Source organism: Burkholderia sp. JPY481 (assembly GCF_038900515.1).
In the GTDB taxonomy this organism is placed as follows: domain Bacteria; phylum Pseudomonadota; class Gammaproteobacteria; order Burkholderiales; family Burkholderiaceae; genus Paraburkholderia; species Paraburkholderia youngii.
Map to the genome: position 1 here is coordinate 78,984 of NZ_JAYMRT010000011.1, position 16,905 is coordinate 95,888.

The 16,905-nt window shown below is 65.7% G+C and carries 14 protein-coding genes; 7 read left to right on the forward strand and 7 right to left on the reverse strand.

The annotated features are described in order from the left end of the window. Nucleotides 1–7: 7 nt before the first annotated feature. From VSR82_RS24600 to VSR82_RS24615, 4 genes are all read right to left on the reverse strand, one after another. Complete coding sequence (locus tag VSR82_RS24600; protein ID WP_429455831.1) at nucleotides 8–691, reverse strand: Fe2+-dependent dioxygenase; 684 nt, start codon at nucleotides 689–691, stop codon at nucleotides 8–10. Beyond that, on the reverse strand, nucleotides 688–1,518 hold the full coding sequence (locus VSR82_RS24605) for a tetratricopeptide repeat protein (RefSeq protein ID WP_429455830.1): 831 nt from the start codon (nucleotides 1,516–1,518) through the stop codon (nucleotides 688–690). Before VSR82_RS24605 ends, VSR82_RS24600 begins: the two co-directional genes overlap by 4 nt. Next, nucleotides 1,518–3,764 carry a TonB-dependent receptor gene (locus tag VSR82_RS24610; RefSeq protein WP_498858133.1) on the reverse strand — a complete coding sequence of 749 codons (2,247 nt, stop codon included), beginning with the start codon at nucleotides 3,762–3,764 and terminating at the stop codon, nucleotides 1,518–1,520. Before VSR82_RS24610 ends, VSR82_RS24605 begins: the two co-directional genes overlap by 1 nt. A gap of 432 nt (nucleotides 3,765–4,196) precedes the next feature. Next, nucleotides 4,197–5,429, reverse strand: coding sequence for an NAD(P)/FAD-dependent oxidoreductase (locus tag VSR82_RS24615; protein WP_410851352.1), 1,233 nt, complete (start codon nucleotides 5,427–5,429; stop codon nucleotides 4,197–4,199). A gap of 252 nt (nucleotides 5,430–5,681) precedes the next feature. Between VSR82_RS24615 and VSR82_RS24620 the strand changes: the two genes are divergently transcribed. Genes VSR82_RS24620 through VSR82_RS24635 form a run of 4 tightly spaced genes read left to right on the forward strand, consistent with a single transcriptional unit; the run spans nucleotide 5,682 to nucleotide 10,350 of the window. Next, nucleotides 5,682–6,446, forward strand: a complete 765-nt coding sequence (locus tag VSR82_RS24620; RefSeq protein WP_429455828.1) for a DUF3348 domain-containing protein — start codon at nucleotides 5,682–5,684, stop codon at nucleotides 6,444–6,446. 10 nt (nucleotides 6,447–6,456) lie between these two features. Next, nucleotides 6,457–9,075 (forward strand): DUF802 domain-containing protein, encoded by a 2,619-nt coding sequence (locus VSR82_RS24625; RefSeq protein WP_429455827.1) that lies wholly within the window; start codon nucleotides 6,457–6,459, stop codon nucleotides 9,073–9,075. After that, nucleotides 9,072–9,725, forward strand: a complete 654-nt coding sequence (locus VSR82_RS24630; RefSeq protein ID WP_368582300.1) for an OmpA family protein — start codon at nucleotides 9,072–9,074, stop codon at nucleotides 9,723–9,725. The genes VSR82_RS24625 and VSR82_RS24630 overlap by 4 nt, the downstream gene beginning before the upstream one ends. Continuing rightward, nucleotides 9,718–10,350, forward strand: coding sequence for a DUF2894 domain-containing protein (locus VSR82_RS24635; RefSeq protein WP_429455826.1), 633 nt, complete (start codon nucleotides 9,718–9,720; stop codon nucleotides 10,348–10,350). Before VSR82_RS24630 ends, VSR82_RS24635 begins: the two co-directional genes overlap by 8 nt. 58 nt (nucleotides 10,351–10,408) lie before the next feature. Here the strand turns inward: VSR82_RS24635 and VSR82_RS24640 are convergent, their stop codons facing one another. Further along, nucleotides 10,409–11,161, reverse strand: coding sequence for a TerC family protein (locus VSR82_RS24640; protein WP_368582302.1), 753 nt, complete (start codon nucleotides 11,159–11,161; stop codon nucleotides 10,409–10,411). 120 nt (nucleotides 11,162–11,281) lie between these two features. Here VSR82_RS24640 and VSR82_RS24645 point away from each other — a divergent pair, with 120 nt between their 5' ends. Then, nucleotides 11,282–12,163, forward strand: coding sequence for a LysR family transcriptional regulator (locus VSR82_RS24645; protein ID WP_429455825.1), 882 nt, complete (start codon nucleotides 11,282–11,284; stop codon nucleotides 12,161–12,163). 65 nt (nucleotides 12,164–12,228) lie between these two features. Here the strand turns inward: VSR82_RS24645 and VSR82_RS24650 are convergent, their stop codons facing one another. Then, the gene (locus VSR82_RS24650; protein WP_429455824.1) at nucleotides 12,229–13,389 is read right to left on the reverse strand and encodes a porin; all 1,161 of its coding nucleotides are present in this window, start codon (nucleotides 13,387–13,389) and stop codon (nucleotides 12,229–12,231) included. A gap of 408 nt (nucleotides 13,390–13,797) precedes the next feature. On the opposite strand from VSR82_RS24650, the gene VSR82_RS24655 reads away from it, so the two are divergent. Then, nucleotides 13,798–14,472, forward strand: coding sequence for an HAD family hydrolase (locus tag VSR82_RS24655; RefSeq protein ID WP_429455823.1), 675 nt, complete (start codon nucleotides 13,798–13,800; stop codon nucleotides 14,470–14,472). 12 nt (nucleotides 14,473–14,484) lie between these two features. Here VSR82_RS24655 and VSR82_RS24660 read toward each other — a convergent pair whose 3' ends face one another. Beyond that, nucleotides 14,485–15,309 carry a hypothetical protein gene (locus VSR82_RS24660; protein ID WP_498858134.1) on the reverse strand — a complete coding sequence of 275 codons (825 nt, stop codon included), beginning with the start codon at nucleotides 15,307–15,309 and terminating at the stop codon, nucleotides 14,485–14,487. A 630-nt stretch (nucleotides 15,310–15,939) separates the two neighbouring features. On the opposite strand from VSR82_RS24660, the gene VSR82_RS24665 reads away from it, so the two are divergent. After that, nucleotides 15,940–16,902: a response regulator gene (locus VSR82_RS24665; protein WP_368582307.1), complete on the forward strand. Its 963-nt coding sequence runs from the start codon at nucleotides 15,940–15,942 to the stop codon at nucleotides 16,900–16,902. Nucleotides 16,903–16,905 lie beyond the last annotated feature (3 nt).

Here is a 16,905-nt window from a genome sequence, read left to right on the forward strand (position 1 = left end):
GCGCGGATCAGGCGTCGGCCCAGCGACGCAGCAGATTGTGATAGATGCCGGTGAGGCTCACGACGGTCGCGTCGTTCGAGCCTCGTTCGGCCGCGAGCGTCCGCACATCGTTGTCGAGTTGGAACAGCGTCGCGCGCTGGCCGTCGTCGCGGACCATGCTCTGGATCCAGAAGAACGACGCGACGCGCACGCCGCGCGTGACCGGGCTCACGTGATGCAGGCTCGACGCGGGGTAGAGCACCATGTCGCCGGCCGGCAGTTTCGCGCGATGCACGCCGTAGGTGTCCTCGATGCAAAGCTCGCCGCCGTCGTAGGTGTCGGGCTCGGCGAGGAACAGCGTCGCCGACAGGTCGCTGCGGATGCGGAAGTCCGTGCCGCGCAGCTGGCGGATCGCATTGTCGACGTGCGTGCCGAAACCGTCGCCGCCGGTATAGCGATTGAAAAGCGGCGGGAAGACTTTCAGCGGTAATGCGGCGGAAAAGAAGCGCGCGTTGCGGCCGAGCGCGTCCTGAATCGCATCGCCGATCGCGCGCGCGGCGGGCGAGCCTTCGGGCAGCTGCTGGTTGCGCTTGGCTTGCGCCGATTGCTGGCCGGAGGTTGCATTGCCGTCGATCCATTGCGCCGCGTCCAGCATTTCGCGGCATTGCGCGATCTGCTGTTTGCTGAGTACGGCGGGTAAATGCAGCATCATGTGCGCGGCTCCTGCGCCAGATTTGGCGTGGCGCTGATTTGCGTGTTCATGTTGGGGCTTGCATTCGCATTCGTATTGGCGTTTGCGCCAAGGCTGCGTTCGAGTGCGCGAAACGCGCTTACGGAAGAAGCGGCCAGCCATGTGCGCATCTTCGCGACGAACGCGCCGGTCGCGGTGTGCGGCACACGTTGCAACCATTGCAATGCTTCGGCGATTTCGCCACGCTCGGCGAGCAGCCGCGCGTAATTGAACTGCCCGCGAAAATCGCCACCGTCTGCCGCGCGTCGATAGTAGTCAAGCGCGATATCCGCATCGGCATCGACGGTCCAGCCATCCTCGTAAAAGCTGCCGACGAAGTTCAGCGACTTCGCGTGCCCGAGTTCAGCCGCACGCAAGAACCACTGCAATGCCTGCGCGCGATCGCATTCGATGCCATGACCGAGCGCCAACGCCGACGCGTAGTTGTACATGCCCCAATCGAGCCCGGCTTGCGCCGCGAGCCGATACCAGTACACGGCGACCGGCGCGCACGCGGCCGTACCCCAGCCATGTTCGTAGCAGCGGCCAAGCATGTTCATCGCCATCGGATGATCGCGCCGCGCCGCGTGCCGGAACCAGACGAACGCTTCGTCGACGTCGCGCTCGACGCCGTGACCGTCGAGCAGGTACTGCCCGTACACCGCCTGCGCCTCGACGATGCCGTTGCGCGCGGCCGCCGCGACCCACGCGGCGGCACGCTCGGGTGGCCCCGCGAGGATCGCGGCGAATTCATCGCGCGACACGCTCGCGAGCGCCCGCACCGACACCTCGTTCGTCGCGCGCGGCATCAGTAGTGCGCGTTGAGCGTCAGGAACGCGGAGCGTCCCGGCGCGATCGACGCGTAGTGCGACGCGTACGCCTGGTCGTAATACGTGCGGTTGAAAATGTTCTGCACGTTCAGCTGCAGATCGACGTGCTTGTTCACGCGATACGAGGCCATGCCGTCGAAGCGCCAGTACGACGGCACCGCCCGCAGATTCGCGGTATCGCCATACACCTGCGACATATAGAACGCGCCGCCGCCGATCGTGAACTTCGGCAGCACGTCGTAGTTGGTCCACAGGCTGATGCTGTTCTTCGGCGTGTTCGGGAACTGATGGCCGTTATCCGACGTGGTCTTGCCGTTGTTGCGCAACTCGCTCTTAAGATACGTGTAGCCGCCGAACACCTGCCACTTGTTGGTCAACTGACCCGCCACGCCGAACTCGAACCCCTGCACGCGCTTGTTGCCGGCCATCGCGTAGGTGTTGTCCGGCAGCGTGACGCGCGCATTGGTCGTGTCGATCTGGAACAGCGCGCCGGTCAGCGACAGCTTGTTGTCGAGCACGTTCCACTTGCTGCCTACTTCGACGCTGCGGTTCTTTTCCGGCGACAACAGCGCCGCGTTCGGACCAACGCCGCGGGATGGAATCAGCGACTGCGTTTCGCTGCCCTGGCCGAGCAGTGCGCCAGCCGGCGTCGACGACGTGGAGATCGACGCATAGATGCTGCCGTTCGATGCCGGCTTGAACACGAGGCCGAACTGGTAGTTGAACAGCGTGTCGTCGCGCGACACACGCGCCGCGCCGTTGGCGACGGTAGTGCGCAGATCGGTCGAGTAATCCTCGACGCGCAGGCCGACGTTGGCCTGCCAGCGCTTCGTCAATTCGATCGTATCGAACGCGTAGATCGATTTGGTGGTCGTGCGCTGCTGGCTCGGGTCGTTGGTTTGCCTGATCGATCCGGCCCACGGATCGTTCGGATTCGGCGTCCAGAGACTCGTGCAGTTATAGCCCGACGCCGCGCCAATACCATTGGTTGCGCAGATCGCGCCGGTCGCGGCCGCCACCGTGTACGAATCGTTGACGCTGGTTTCGCGCGACAACTCGATGCCGGTCGTGAAGCTGTGCTTAAGGAAGCCCGTCTTGAACTCGCCGAACAGTTCGGTCTGGTTCGCGAGGCTGTACACGTTGCTCGCGCGCGTGTTCGCGCGGCGCCACACCTTGCCGTTGACCACGTTGCCCTGGCTGTCGTCGGGCTGGGTCCAGATGTAGTCCTGGGTCGACTTCGTGTATCGCGTCGTATTGCGGATCGTCAGGTCGCCGTTGATGTCGTGTTCGATACGCACGGTGCCGATATCCGAACTCGTCTTGCGGAAATCGCGGTCGATCAGGCCGTAAAAGTTGTGACGGTCCACCGGCGCCGGGAAGATCGTGCTGACGTTCGCCGGCTTGTTGGTCGTTGTGTAGAAGTACGGAATGCCGCTGTCGGGCAGATCGTCGGTGCTCAGGTGGTAGTAGCTCGCCGTCACGCGGGTCGGCGTGCCGAGACCGTACGTGAACGACGGCGCGATGCCCCAGCGCTCGTTGTTGACCGCGTCGCGGCCGGCCACGTCGTTGTTGTGGCTCATCACGTTCAGGCGGAACGCCGCGTGGTCGGCCATCTGCCAGTTGCCGTCGGCGGTAAAGCGGCGATAGCGGTCGGTGCCGAGGCCGACGCTGCCGTCGGCGGTCGTGCCCAGATGCGGCGTCTTCGTGATCAGGTTGATGCTGCCGCCCGCGCCGCCGCGTCCGCCGAACGTGCCGTCCGAACCCTTCGTCACTTCGATGCTTTCGATGTTGAACACTTCGCGTGTGGTCGCGCCGATATCGCGCATGCCGTCGACGAACGTGCTGCCCTGCGCGTCGTAGCCGCGAATGAACGGCCGGTCGCCGAGCGGGTTGCCGCCTTCGCCGGCGCCGAAGGTGATGCCGGGCACGGTGCGCAGCGCTTCGGTCAGCGTCGACGCGCCGGTGCTGCGAATCAGCTCCTCGGGAATCACCGTGACCGATTTCGGCGTATCGACGAGCGGTGCAGTGAATTTGACCGATGCGGAGTGATCGGTCTTGAAGCCATCGTCCGATTGGCCTTGCACGGAAATCGGCGCGAGCTGGCCCTCGCGCTCGGGCGGCGCGCCGGCCGTGGTGCCCTGCGCAAGGGCGGGGCCGGCGGCCAGTACGCCGCATAGTGTCGTGCTGATTTTGCCGAGCTTCGGATCGTCGGACCGCAACTTCATGTTTATCCCCGTCGAGTTCGGGAAGCCAGGGCGGGGTCAGTTTCCTTACCCGGGCATTCCATGTTTATTACAAAGTGATTTCGAGCGGATTGTATTCAATTGCCGCGTAATTGAGAAGCGTTCTCAATAGATATTTTGGCGGGAGCTGGCTGGGGAAGAGTGCGGTGAACGCGAGGTTGAGAGTGAAATCGAGGGAAATTGAGCGATGAAGTCGGGTAGTTGTCGGCTATATCGCGCAAAGCCTGGCTGTGAAAGGATGGCTCCCGGGGCATGGCGAGGAGCGGGTTTTGAGAACCGCTGTCCTTGCCCAGTTGCGGAAGAGGGCAAAAACCGGTCGTTCAAGAGGCCCGTTGCGGGCACTCTTGTCCGTCGTTTCCTTCATGGAAGTAACAAGATCAGGCGCTCGCTCGAGCCGCTCTCTGACCATCCGGGCTAAAACCGCTCGACCCGAAACGGCCGCGGATCGACCAGCGTCTGCTCGCCGGTCATCATCTCGGCGATCAGCCGCCCCGTCACCGGCCCGAGCGTCAGACCATGATGCGCATGGCCGAACGCGAACCACAGCCCCTGATGTTTCGTCGCGGGGCCGATGATCGGCATCATGTCCGGCGTGCACGGGCGCCGTCCCATCCACGGTTCCGGGTCCAGACGTTCGCCGAGCGGAAACAGCGTTCGCGCGATGGGCTCGGCCGCATCGAGCTGCACTGGCGTCTTGGCCGCTTCGGGACGCGCGATTTCGACGCCCGTGGTCAATCGGATGCCGCGCGCCATCGGTGCGAGCACATAGCCGTGGTCGACGTCGAGAATAGGATGGTTGAGGTGTGCGGTCCGACGCGCTGCATAGTGCATGTGATAGCCACGCTTGACCGCGAGCGGCAGCCGATACCCGAGCCGCGTGCTCGCGCGATCCGACCACGGCCCGAGTGCGATCACCGCCGACGCGGCCGAGATCGGCCCGTCCCGCGTATCGACCTGCCAGCCTTCGCGAAGCGTATCCGCATCGCCGATGAAGAACCGTCCGCCGAGCGCTTCGAAGTACCGCGCGTACGCGGTGACGAGCGCATTCGGATCGCTGACCGAATCGGATTGCGGATAGCGCAGCCCGCCTTGCAGGCGCTTGTCGAGATCGGGTTCGAGCTGTTGCAGGCGCGGGGCGTCGAGCGTTTCGAACTCGACGCCGTATTCGCGATGCCACCGTTCGGCAAGCGTGATTTCGGCATCGCGCGCGGCGGTGTTGCGAAACACCTTGATCCAGCCGATGGGCCGCAGCAGCGCGCTCGCACCGGCGTCAGCGGCGAGCGCGCGATGTTCGCTGACGCAATGTTCGATCAATGTCGCGTACGACTTCGCGATTTCCGCGTGCGTCGCCGGATGTGAGTTGCGCCAGTAGCGCCATAGGAACGGTGCAACCTGGAGCATCGCGTCGGCGTGATAGCGCACGTCGGGCGACTGGTTGCGCGCGTAGCGCAGCAGCGTGCCGAGCCCGCGCGGAAACGCGTACGGATAGACGCCTTCGCGCTGGATCAGGCCGGCGTTGCCGAACGACGTCTCGTTGCCCGGCTGCTTACGATCGATCAGTGCAACCGCGCGCCCGCGCTTCTGCAGATGCACGGCGACGCATACCCCGACAATGCCGGCGCCGAGCACCACGGTATCGAATTTCATGCTCCCTGTCCGCCTTGCGTGTGTTCTGTGTGTTGTCGACGCTCCGCAGTGTTCGGTGCGAGGCGAGGCGCCAGCTTTCATCTTATACAGGGATAGGCTTGCTTCGCTATTGGCAAAAAACCGCGCTCGGGAAAATGCGCGAATGCCAGGTTCGATCGGGCAAAACCGTGTCTTTCGACGCACGATCGAGCGAGCGACTTCGGACTCGTTGGCCTCAGCGTGTAAACTGCTGACTTTTTTGCGTCCGGTGGTATGTTGCAAGCCCCTCAGCGCAGCGCCCTCAGCGGGCCCGCGCTCGTTCGCTTATTGGCCCGTCTCGCCGAGGCCGATGTCGCCGAATCGCGCCAATCGCTGGCGGATCGGCTGAGCCAGTGGCTCGGCTGGACCGACGCTATCGCGTTGTCATCGGCGCTCGACGGCAAGCCGCCCGCCGTCGCTGGTGGCGCGCGCGCGTTCGGCCGCGCGGAAGAGGAAGAGTGCACGCGTGTGCGCCGCTCGCTGGTGAGCGCAATCGCCAGCGATAGCGTGCTCGCGGGCTCCCGGCGGCGTAGCTCGCCACCTTTGTCCGCCCGGATGTCGGCGCCGCGCGTGGCCGTCGACACGCAGGCCGACTACGCGGTGTTCCGGCAGCGCTACCTCGCGCTTCAGCAGTCGATGGAAACGGCGATCGGCACGTTACGCGGCCGGCTGCGCGCGCTGCTGGCGACGCAAGCGCCGGCGCTCGCGCGGCTCGCGGTCGTCGATGCGGTGATGGAGCGTGCGCTCGGCGAGCGCGAGCGGACCTTGCTCGGCGCGGTGCCCGGCCTGCTCGGCGGGCACTTCGAGCGCTTGAAAGAGGGGGAGGCCCGGAGGGTCGCGGAAGCGGAAGCGACCGACGCCAGCAACGCTGCCGCGCCGCTGGCGTCCGACGCATGGCTCGACGCCTTCCGCAAGGACATGCAAAGCGTTTTGCTGGCCGAGCTGGATGTTCGTTTTCAACCGGTCGAAGGGCTGCTCGCGGCTCTTCGCGCCTGCTAACTGGGACCCCATGTCCAGATATCGTATCGATCTCGTCGTATTTCTCGCGGGGCTCGCCGCGGCGTGCTGGATCGCCGTTGGTTACGCCGTCTCCAATCCGCTCGCGTTCGCCGTCACGCTGCTGATCGGCGGGTTCTATGTGCTGGGCGCGCTTGAATTGCGCCGCTATAGTCAGGCGACTACCACGCTGACGGGCGCGCTCTCCGCGCTGTCCGGACCACCGCCGAGCCTTGGCGCGTTTCTCGAACCCATCCATCCGAGTCTGCGCAATAGCGTGCGGCTGCGCGTCGAAGGCGAGCGCGTCGCGTTGCCGGGACCCGCGTTGACGCCGTATCTGGTCGGCCTGCTGGTGTTGCTCGGCATGCTCGGCACGTTGCTCGGCATGGTGATGACGCTGCGCGGCACCGGCCTCGCGCTGGAGAGCGCAAGCGACCTGCAGGCGATCCGCGCATCGCTGGCCGCGCCGGTCAAGGGGCTGAGCTTCGCGTTCGGCACGTCGATCGCGGGTGTCGCGACGTCGGCGATGCTCGGGCTGTTGTCGGCGCTGTGTCGCCGCGAGCGGCTCGAAGCGGCGCAACAGCTCGACGTGAAGATCGCGACGACTTTGCGCGTGTACTCGCAGAGCCATCAGCGCGACGAAAGCTTCCGGCTGCTGCAACGCCAGGCCGAAGCGACGCCGCTGCTGGTCGAACGTCTGCAGACGATGATGAGCGCGCTCGAACAACAGAGCGCCGCGTCGAACGAGCGGCAGATCGCGAGCCTCGACGCGTTTTACGGCCGCACCGAAGCTGCTTATCTGCGTCTCGCCGGTGTGATCGAACAGTCGCTGAAAGACAGCGTGGCCGGCAGCGCGCAGGCCGCGGGCAGAGCCCTGCAGCCGGTCGTCGAAGCGACGATGGCCGGCCTGTCGCGCGAGACCGCCGCGTTGCACGAAGCGGTGACCCAGGCCGTGCAGCGTCAGCTCGACGGCATGTCGAGCGGCTTCGCGGCGACCAGCGCGAATGTCGCCGAGATTTGCAGCAGCGCGCTCGCCGGACATCGGCAGGCGAGCGACGAGTTGGCCGCGCAACAGCGCGCTTCTGTCGAACGCGTTGCCGAAGCGTTCGAACAGCGCTCGGCCGCGTTGCTCGACGGCGTGTCCGCGCGGCTCGAAGCGACGGCCAGCGGCATGTCGCAGGCGTGGGGCGACGCGTTGGCAAAGCAGCAAAGCGCGGGCGACAAGCTCGCCGCCAACAACGAACAGGCGTTGGCGCGCGTCGCCGCGACGTTCGAACAGCATGCCGCGGCGTTGCTGAGTGCTGTCGGTAGCGCGCATGCGACCTTGCAGACGGAACTGACCGCGCGCGACGAGCAGCGTTTGGGCGCATGGGCGGAGGCGCTCGACGCGATGGGCGCGAAGCTTGGCGAGCAATGGCAGCAGACGGGTGCGCAAGCCGCCAGCCATCAGCAGCAAATCTGCGACGCGCTTGCACAGACGGCGCGCGAAATTTCTGCGCAGACACAATCGCATGCCAGCGCGACGATCGCCGAAATCGATCGACTGGTGCAAGCAGCGGCCGAAGCACCGAAGGCGGCAGCAAACCTGCAAGCCGGACTCGCCGCGCGCGACGAACAGCGCTTCACCGCATGGACCGAAGCGCTCGGTGCGATGACTGCAAAGCTCAGCGAACAATGGCAGCAGACGGGTGCGCAAGCCGCAAGCAATCAACAGCAGATCTGCGACGCGCTTGCACAGACGGCACGGGAAATTTCTGCGCAAGCGCAAACGCATGCCAGCGCGACGATCGCCGAAATCGATCGACTGGTGCAAGCAGCGGCTGAAGTACCGAAGGCGGCAGCAAACCTGCAAGCCGAACTCGCCGCGCGCGACGAACAGCGCTTCGCCGCGTGGACCGAAGCGCTCGGTGCGATGACCGCAAAGCTCAGCGAACAATGGCAGCAAACGGGTTCGCAAACGGCGACCCGTCAGCAGCAGATCTGCGACGCGCTCGCGCAAACCGCACGCGATATCTCCGCGCAGACACAATCGCATGCCAGCGCGACGATCGCCGAGATCGAGCGCCTCGTGCAGGCGGCATCGGAAGCGCCGAAGGCCGCCGCCGAAGTCGTCGCGGAGCTGCGCCAGAAGCTCTCCGACAGCATGGTCCGCGACACCGCGATGCTGGAAGAGCGCAGCCGTCTGCTCGCCACGCTGGAAACGCTGCTCGACGCGGTCAATCACGCGTCGACCGAGCAGCGCACCGCCGTCGATGCCTTGGTCTCCACGTCGGCGGATCTGCTCGAACGCGTCGGCAATCGCTTCACCGAGCACCTCGAACACGAGACCGGCAAGCTCGGCACGGTCGCCGCGCAGGTCACCGGCAGCGCGGTGGAAGTTGCGAGCCTCGGCGAAGCATTCAGCGCGGCCGTCGGCATGTTCGGCGAAGCGAACGACAAGCTCGTCGCGCATCTCGAACGCATCGAAGCGGCGCTCGACAAATCGCTTGCCCGTAGCGACGAACAGCTCGCCTACTACGTCGCGCAGGCGCGTGACGTGGTCGACCTCAGCGTAATGTCGCAGAAGCAGATCGTCGAAGACCTGCAGTTGCTGGCCGCGCAGCGCGCGACCGCCGGAGCCGACGCGGTATGAGCGAGGACATCGACGGCGGCGTGGAAACGGCCGCGCCGGTCTGGGCCTCGTTCGGCGATCTGATGTCGGTGCTGGTCGGCGCGTTCGTGCTGATTCTGGTGAGCGTGATCGGCATGCAGCTCGTGCTATCGAACAAGCTCGAGCAGGAGGTCAAGCAGCGCCAGGCCGAAACCCAGCGCCGCAAGACGCTCGAGCAGGCGCTCGCGGGACCGCTCGCGGCGGGGCGCGTGACGCTCGTCAATGGCCGCATCGGCATTAGCGGCAATGTGCTGTTCGCGCTGAACTCCGCGCAGCTGCAGCCCGAGGGCCGCGCGCTGCTGAAGAGCCTCGCCGGTCCGCTGTCCGCGTATCTGCGCGCGAGCGATCAGATCCTCATGGTCAGCGGCTTCACCGACGATCAACGCCTGCGCGAAGGCAATCGACGCTTCGCCGATAACTGGGAGCTGTCGGCGCAGCGCGCGTTGACGGTCACGCGCGCGCTGATCGACGAGGGCTTGCCGGCGTCGTCGGTGTTTGCGGCGGCGTTCGGCTCCGAGCAGCCGGTCAGTTCGAATGCCGACGAATCCGGCCGCGCGAAAAACCGCCGCGTCGAAATCGCGCCGGTGCCGCGGCCGTCGAGCGCGGCGGCAGCGGAGAAGTCCGGTGCTTGACGACGCAATCGACGCGGCTCGCGCGACGCTCGATGCATGGCGCGCGAGCGGTGCGGATCGGCTCGATCCGCTGCGCTTTCATCTGCTCGAAGCGCTTGCGCGGCGCGCGGCGCGGCACAGCGGCGAGACGCGACGGGTGATCGAGCAACGGTTGGCGGCATTACTGGCCGAATATACGGCCGAGGTCGAGCGTGCAGCCGCGGCCGAGAGCGCGTTGAAAGCCACTCCCATTGAAGCCGACACGCCCAGCGACGCCACGCTCACGGCGCTGATCGAACAGCTCGCCCGCCACCACGCGCGGGCCGACGCTCCGCACGCCGCCGCCTATCCCGAACTCCCCGTGCTCGACTACTTCCGCGAAGTCTGGTCGAAAGTCCGCACCGAAAAGCAGCTGCGTCAGTCGCTCGCGCAGGTGCCCGGCAACGCGGGGCCGCTCAATTCGAGCAGCCTCGTGCATCGCGCGCTGTCGTTGATGCGCGAGCTGTCGCCGGGGTATCTGAAGCAGTTTCTGTCGTATGTCGATACGCTGTCGTTGCTCGAGCAGATGAGCGGCGCCGCGCCGGTCGAGAAGGAAGCGCCGCGCGCCGCGACGACCGGCAAGGGCGCTCGCAGGAAGGCGCGCTGACGCGTCAACGGCGGCTGGAAGCTGCTTGCGCCAAGCCGCCGGGCATTTCATCACGGCATTACTCCTCGTTGCTTGCCAGCCGTTTCGTCTTCGCGCGCCGCGCGAGCATGTTCATCCCCTCCACGAACGCGGAGAACGCCATCGCCGCGTAGATATAGGCCTTCGGCACGTGCGAGCCGAAACCATCGGCGATCAGCGTCATGCCGATCACGAGCAGGAAGCTCAGCGCCAGCATCACGATGGTCGGATTGCGATTGATGAAACGCGCGAGCGGCTGCGCCGCGAACAGCATCACCATGATCGATACGATCACCGCGACGAACATGATCGGCAGGTGCTCGGTCATGCCGACCGCGGTGATGATGCTGTCGACCGAAAACACGATGTCGAGCAGGATGATCTGACCGATCGCGGCGGCCATCGTCAGCTGCACGGCCGAGCTGGATTTCGCGGTGACCTCGTCATCGGGAATCATGTGCTGACGGATTTCGGTGGTCGCTTTCCACACGAGGAACAGGCCGCCAGCGACGAGGATCAGATCGCGCCACGAAAAACCATGATCGAACAGCGTGAACGCGACCGCGGTCAGCTTCGCGATCCACGCGACGGTGCTGAGCAGAATCAGCCGCATCACCAGCGCGAGCAGCAGCCCGGTGCGCTGCGCGCGTGCGCGTTGCGCTTCCGGCAAGCGGTTGCTGAGGATCGAAATAAAGATCAGGTTATCGATGCCGAGTACGATTTCCATCACGATCAGCGTGACCAGCGCGGCCCAGGCGGCGGGATCGGCAACGAGTGCGAACAGGGAGTCCATGATGTGGGGCAAGGGAGTGCGCCGCGAGCGGCGGAACCGCCATCATCGGCCTGTTCTCGGTTCGAATGAACCAGTGATAACCTGAACGACATTTCGTTTTTTTCGAAGTATCGGATCCGCATGCTCAACTATCGTCACCTGTACTACTTCTGGATCGTCGTGAAGGAAGGCGGCTTCGCGCGCGCGGCCGCCAGACTCGACATGGCCGTGCAGACGATCAGCGCGCAGGTTCGCGAGCTCGAGAAAGCGCTCGGACGCCAGCTGTTGAAGCCGGCCGGGCGTGGCGTCGCGATGACCGAGGCCGGCGAGCAGGCGTTCAATCGCGCGGAGCAGATCTTTCAACTGGGCGAGGCGTTGCTCGACGAGATGCGCGAGACGAGCGGCGCGGACTCGGTGCGGCTCGCGGTCGGTTTGTCGGATGGGATTTCGAAGCTCTCCGCGCATGCGTTGCTTGCGCCGGTGCTGGCCACGCCATCGCTAAGGCTGCTGTGTCACGAGGGAGAGCCCGCACAACTGTTGTCGGAGCTCGCGCTGCATCGGCTCGACCTGGTGCTCGCCTGTCAGCCGGCGCCGCACGGCGCGGACCTGCGCGTGCTGAGCCAGCGCGTCGCGGGCTCGCCGGTCGACTGGTACGGGCCCGCGCAGATCGTGCGCAAGTCGGCGCGCGCCGGCTTTCCGCACTGTCTCGCGGACCTGCCCGTGCTGTTGCCTACCCGCCACGGCGCACTGCGCGCGCGGCTCGACCGCTGGTTCGAGGCGCAGGGAATCAGGCCGCGCGTCGTCGGCGAATTCGAGGACAGCGCGTTGATGGCGGTGTTCGCGGCGCGCGGGCTCGGCGTGTTTCCGCTGGCGGAGCTCGGCGCCGACGATCTCACGTTGTTGCGGGGCTTGCGCTGGCTCGGCCCCGCGGACGGCGTGATCGAGGAGATTCACGCGATCCGCTCGCGACGCGGCCAGCATCATGCGATCGCGTCGCAGGTGATCGCGGCGGCGCAGTCGTGAGGGCGTCGCACTATCGCCACGCGCCACGCGCCACGCGCCACGCCCGCGCCCGCGCCGCGCAAGCATCAAAACGCGTGGCGCATGCCCACCGTGACCGCGACCTGCGAATTCGTCGACGACGGCGACAGCGTGTTGATCATCGCGTGCGACAACACCGAATCGGCCGGTGCGCCGTGGGCGTTCTGGTACACGCCTTCGAGGTAGAAGTCGGTGCGCTTGCTGAGCGCGTAATCGGTCTGCAGCATCGCGGTGCTCCACGCCGGCGACGAGCCGTTATACGCGCCATGCGTGTAGGTGTACGCGCCCGATACGCTCCAGGCGGGGCTTAGCGCGTACTTCGCATTGACCTCGTAGTTGTCGAGGCGCAGCGAGCCGCCGAGCGTGCCGGTGGCGTCGCCGGCCGCGCCGAGATAGCTGCCGGTGCCGAACGAGAACACGCCCGCGACGTCGTCGATCTGCGTATGGCTCCAGACGAGGCCGACGCTCGCCGGTCCGAACGTGTAGTTGCCGCCGAGCGACCACACGCGCTGGCGCGTGGCGATGAAGTTCGCGCTGGTGTCGGCGGTGGTCACGGCGCCGGCGCCGTTGCCTGCGTGGTTGAACTGCAGGTAGCCGGCCGCCAGGTTCAACGGGCCCCGCGCGTACGAAAGGCCGAAGCCGTAGGAGCGGTTGTTCGCGAAGCCGCCGGCCTTGTTGCTGAACGAGTACATCGTCCCGAACGTGAGACCGTGGTACAGCGCGCTCGCGTACTTGACCGAGTTGTTGATCACGACCGAGTTCGCGGCGAGATTGTCGTTTTCGAACGGATGCCCGGCGAGGCTGCCGCCCCACGTGTTATAGCCAGCCGTCAGCGGGCCGACGGCGTCGTTCATCACGTCGAACTGGCGGCCGAACGTCAGCGTGCCGTACGAATCGCTTTGCAGGCCGAGCCATGCCTGCGAGCCGAACCCGCTGCCGGCGAACGCCTGAGCGCCGTTGTTCATCATGAAGCCCTGCTCGAGCTTGAAAACCGCGTGCAGACCCGCGCCGAGGTCTTCCGAACCCTTCAGGCCGAATACCGTGTTCTGCGTGGTGCCGCTCGCCAGCTGCCAGTTGCTGTGGCCGAGCTGATTGTTCGTATAGACGATGCCGGCATCCATCAGGCCGTACAGTGTCACGCTGCTTTGGGCGTGCGCCGATATCGTGAAGGCGCCGCACAGCGCGGCGGCGACCAGGGTTTTTTTCATCGCGGGTTCCTTGATTGACTAACGTGTTTTCGGACTAATTGGGCTCGTTGCGCAGTGAGCCGATGGCTGGACAACCGGTTATCGGGTGATTTAGCGAATCAGCCACAAGCACGCGGCGTGCTCGGGCCTGACGCGGGGCGCGGAAATCGCGCTCGGGTCGTCCAGCGGGGAAATAAAGCGGGATTTTTCGAAAAACGGTAGACGGTGCAAACAACGAGGCGGCGAAGCTTACCGTGTTCGGGTGTGCGCCGGGAGAGGGCGCGGCGAAATCGGGGCAAATACGCACGAATCTGTGGTAATTCGCGCAATTCTTTTAGATACCCGAACCTGCGGAAAGGCGGCGGCCCGCCCTGGCCGCTTCATCGACACATGGCATAGTGACTGAACCCATCATCACCGGAGGCCGGCATGCGTATCCAGACATCCTTTCTTTTCGACCTCGACGGCACGCTCGTCGACAGCGTCTATCAGCACGTGCTGGCGTGGAAAGAGGCGCTCGACAGCGAGGGTATCCCGCTGTCCGTCTGGCGTATCCATCGCAAGATCGGCATGAGCGGTGGGCTGTTCACGGACCAGTTGCTGCGTGAGACCCACGGCGAAATCAGCGTCGAACGCGCCGAGCGGCTGCGCCACGGGCATGCGGCCGCCTATCAGCGGATGCGCGCGCAGGTCTGCCCGCTGCCGGGCGCCCGCGAACTGCTCGCCGCGCTGACGCAAGCCGGCACGCCGTGGGCCGTCGCGACGAGCGGGCGGATGGAAACCGCGTCGCTGAATCTGGCGGCGCTCGGCGTCGATCCCGCCAAGGCGGTCGTCGTCACGCGCGACGACGTCAAATACGCGAAGCCCGATCCCGACCTGTTCCTCGCCGCGGCCGAGCGGCTCGGCGTGCCGATCGAGCACACGGTCGTGGTGGGCGACAGCATCTGGGACATGCTCGCCGCGCGCCGCTGCCGCTCGCTCGGCGTCGGCGTGCTGTCGGGCGGCTATGGCACCGAGGAACTCGAGCGCGCGGGAGCGTTGCGCGTCTACGACGATCCGGCCGATCTACTCGCGCATCTCGATGAGGTGGCGTCGCGGCCGTGAGCCCGGCTTCGCTCAGGGTTTGTTGAGGATCGGCGGCTCAGCCGGGGGCTGAGTGGGTCCCTGAGTTGGTCCCACTTTCGACGATTCCCGCACGAGCTTATCGGTCATCGCCGACGCGACCGGATTCGTACTGCCACGGCCGACACTCGGGCCAGGTCCGGGGCCGTTGTCAGACGGCAGCGGCACGGTGACGCCAGACGGCATCGGCAGCGAGGGGTCGGGTTTCGCCGATTCCTTGACCAGCTGATCCGTCAGCATCGCGGCGACGGGGTTGGCGCCGTTCGGGTGCGTGTCGTCGCGCCGTCGGCCTTGGGTCGTCTGGTCGATGCGCGGCCCGTACTGTGGCCTCGATTGGGCTCTTTGCTGTGCGTACGACTGCTGTCTCGAGCGCTCGCGCGCGACCGCGACCGGATTGCCCGCAGCCGGCGCTGCGTTGTCGATGCGGCCGCTGGCGGTCTGGCCGGCATCGGGCGTGACGCTCGGCGCGGGGGCGGCCGCGGTTGCGGGCAGGGATTGGGCGGGAGCGGGTGCCAGAGCTTGCGCCTGAGCCGGTGCCGGTGCCGGAGCAGCCGACTCCGTCCGCGGGGGCGCCGATTGCGGCGTGATCGGGGCGTTGTTCGCGATGTCCGCGCGCGGCGCTTGCGGCGGGCTCACCGGTTGCGCCGGCCTCATACTGCCGCCAATCGCATGCGCCGCGTCCGTCTGCGGTTGCGATTCCACCGTGCCGGTGACGCTGCGAGTCACCTGACCGGTCACGGCCGGCACCTGATCGTCCCTAGGGTACAGCAGATAGCCGGCGACGCCCGCATCGATCACGAGCAGTCCGACTATCATCATCTTCCCGGTATTCGTCATATCTAAGCAACAACCATTAAACAACTGCGATTGACTGATGATAAACGACCATTTCCCCATCGACGCTTCTCGTCCGCATATTGCGGCGCATCATGATGGCAGATGTCTGATCGGACCTGGCACCGAGCGGCGCACGCCTGCCGTTATAGGTGTTTGCCGGCACGAGGGAAGCGGGCATTTTTTCGGTGTGCCGCGGTTTTCTTTTCGATCAATCAGTCGCGCCGCTTTTGCGCGATAGGTGCCTGCGGGAAAGCGATTTAAGTTGTGCCGCCAATGCCCGGAGCCTGTACTATACGAACCATTGCAGACGACCGGCAGCCACCGTTCGATTATCCGGCGTGTAAATGTGACTTGCAGCGACTGGCTCGCAGTGCACATGCCGGAAGGCCCGCCCGGCTGCGCCATCCGAGACGCGCGAACAGCGTCGATCGCGGCGACGGCAGGCGGCGACCGGAAGTAGCGACAAGAACCCATTGATCATGCGGACCCGCGGGCGAGACATCGACCGGCATACCTTGGGCAGTCGCTTTGCGAAACGCCAGATCTACGAATCGACCGACCGACCGGTCGGTCTCGGGGGCGTTCGCGGCGGCGTGGGAAACACGTGAAGATATGAACAACTTTATTCGACCTCCCGTTTTTTATCCGTCCACGGTGGTTTTCGTCGACGACAACGACAGCTACCTCGACGCGCTTCGCCGGTTTTTTCCGGGCACCTACACGAACCTGTTTTTCACGCGGCCGCAAGCGGCTCTCAACTATATCCGCCAGCACGCGCGCGAAAATTCGCTCGAATTCGCGGCGGCATCGGCGTGTCTGAGCGAGCCGGGCGTCGAGCGCTTCGTCGAAACCTCGGCGGAACGCGATATCGTCGCGCGGCCGTCGCGCTTCGAGGAAGTCGCGGCGGTCGTCGTCGACTACGACATGCCGGGCATCGGGGGCGTCGAATTCCTGTCGTCGATCTCGCATCTGCGTTGCGCAAAGGTGTTGCTCACCGGCGTCGCCGATGAAACCGTCGCGGTGAAAGCGTTCAACGCCGGCATCGTCGACCTGTACCTGCGCAAGACCGACGCGGATTCGGCCAACCGCCTCACCCATTTCCTGAAGGACGCGAAGAGCCGCCATTGCGGGGAGTCGGGCTGGCTCGCGCTCGGCGAAAACGGCATGACCTACTGCGATCCGCGCACCCGCAAGGTGATCGACGAAGTGGTGGCCGCGCAGGGCATCGTCGAGTATTACTGGCGCCCCGAGCAGAACGTGATCCTGATGTTCGACGCCGCCGGCAACCCGAGCATATTCGTCGCGTGGGCGGAGAACGACTGGATCTCGCAGGGTGAAATCGTCGCCGACGAGGGTGGTCCGTCCGACCTGCTGCGCCAGCTCGCCACGCGCGAGGTGATGCCGTTGTTCTGGCCGGACCTCGCGTATCGTTCCGGCATGAAGTTCCGGTCGCTGACGCCGCAAAGCATTCCCGGCTGGGACGACGCGTTCTTCGGCTGGACCCGCATCGAGCCGGGCGAGGTCGGCCTCGATCTGGTCACGTTCGCGCAGTGGCGCGCTGACCGCAATCGCTGAACC

Coding starts and splice junctions, on each gene's coding strand:
- VSR82_RS24620 (WP_429455828.1), top strand. CDS start 5,682: ATGTTGCAAGCCCCTCAGCGCAGCGCCCTCAGCGGGCCCGCGCTCGTT.
- VSR82_RS24600 (WP_429455831.1), bottom strand. CDS start 691: ATGATGCTGCATTTACCCGCCGTACTCAGCAAACAGCAGATCGCGCAA.
- VSR82_RS24640 (WP_368582302.1), bottom strand. CDS start 11,161: ATGGACTCCCTGTTCGCACTCGTTGCCGATCCCGCCGCCTGGGCCGCG.
- VSR82_RS24650 (WP_429455824.1), bottom strand. CDS start 13,389: ATGAAAAAAACCCTGGTCGCCGCCGCGCTGTGCGGCGCCTTCACGATA.
- VSR82_RS24645 (WP_429455825.1), top strand. CDS start 11,282: ATGCTCAACTATCGTCACCTGTACTACTTCTGGATCGTCGTGAAGGAA.
- VSR82_RS24630 (WP_368582300.1), top strand. CDS start 9,072: ATGAGCGAGGACATCGACGGCGGCGTGGAAACGGCCGCGCCGGTCTGG.
- VSR82_RS24665 (WP_368582307.1), top strand. CDS start 15,940: ATGAACAACTTTATTCGACCTCCCGTTTTTTATCCGTCCACGGTGGTT.
- VSR82_RS24610 (WP_498858133.1), bottom strand. CDS start 3,764: ATGAAGTTGCGGTCCGACGATCCGAAGCTCGGCAAAATCAGCACGACA.
- VSR82_RS24605 (WP_429455830.1), bottom strand. CDS start 1,518: ATGCCGCGCGCGACGAACGAGGTGTCGGTGCGGGCGCTCGCGAGCGTG.
- VSR82_RS24655 (WP_429455823.1), top strand. CDS start 13,798: ATGCGTATCCAGACATCCTTTCTTTTCGACCTCGACGGCACGCTCGTC.
- VSR82_RS24625 (WP_429455827.1), top strand. CDS start 6,457: ATGTCCAGATATCGTATCGATCTCGTCGTATTTCTCGCGGGGCTCGCC.
- VSR82_RS24615 (WP_410851352.1), bottom strand. CDS start 5,429: ATGAAATTCGATACCGTGGTGCTCGGCGCCGGCATTGTCGGGGTATGC.
- VSR82_RS24660 (WP_498858134.1), bottom strand. CDS start 15,309: ATGATGATAGTCGGACTGCTCGTGATCGATGCGGGCGTCGCCGGCTAT.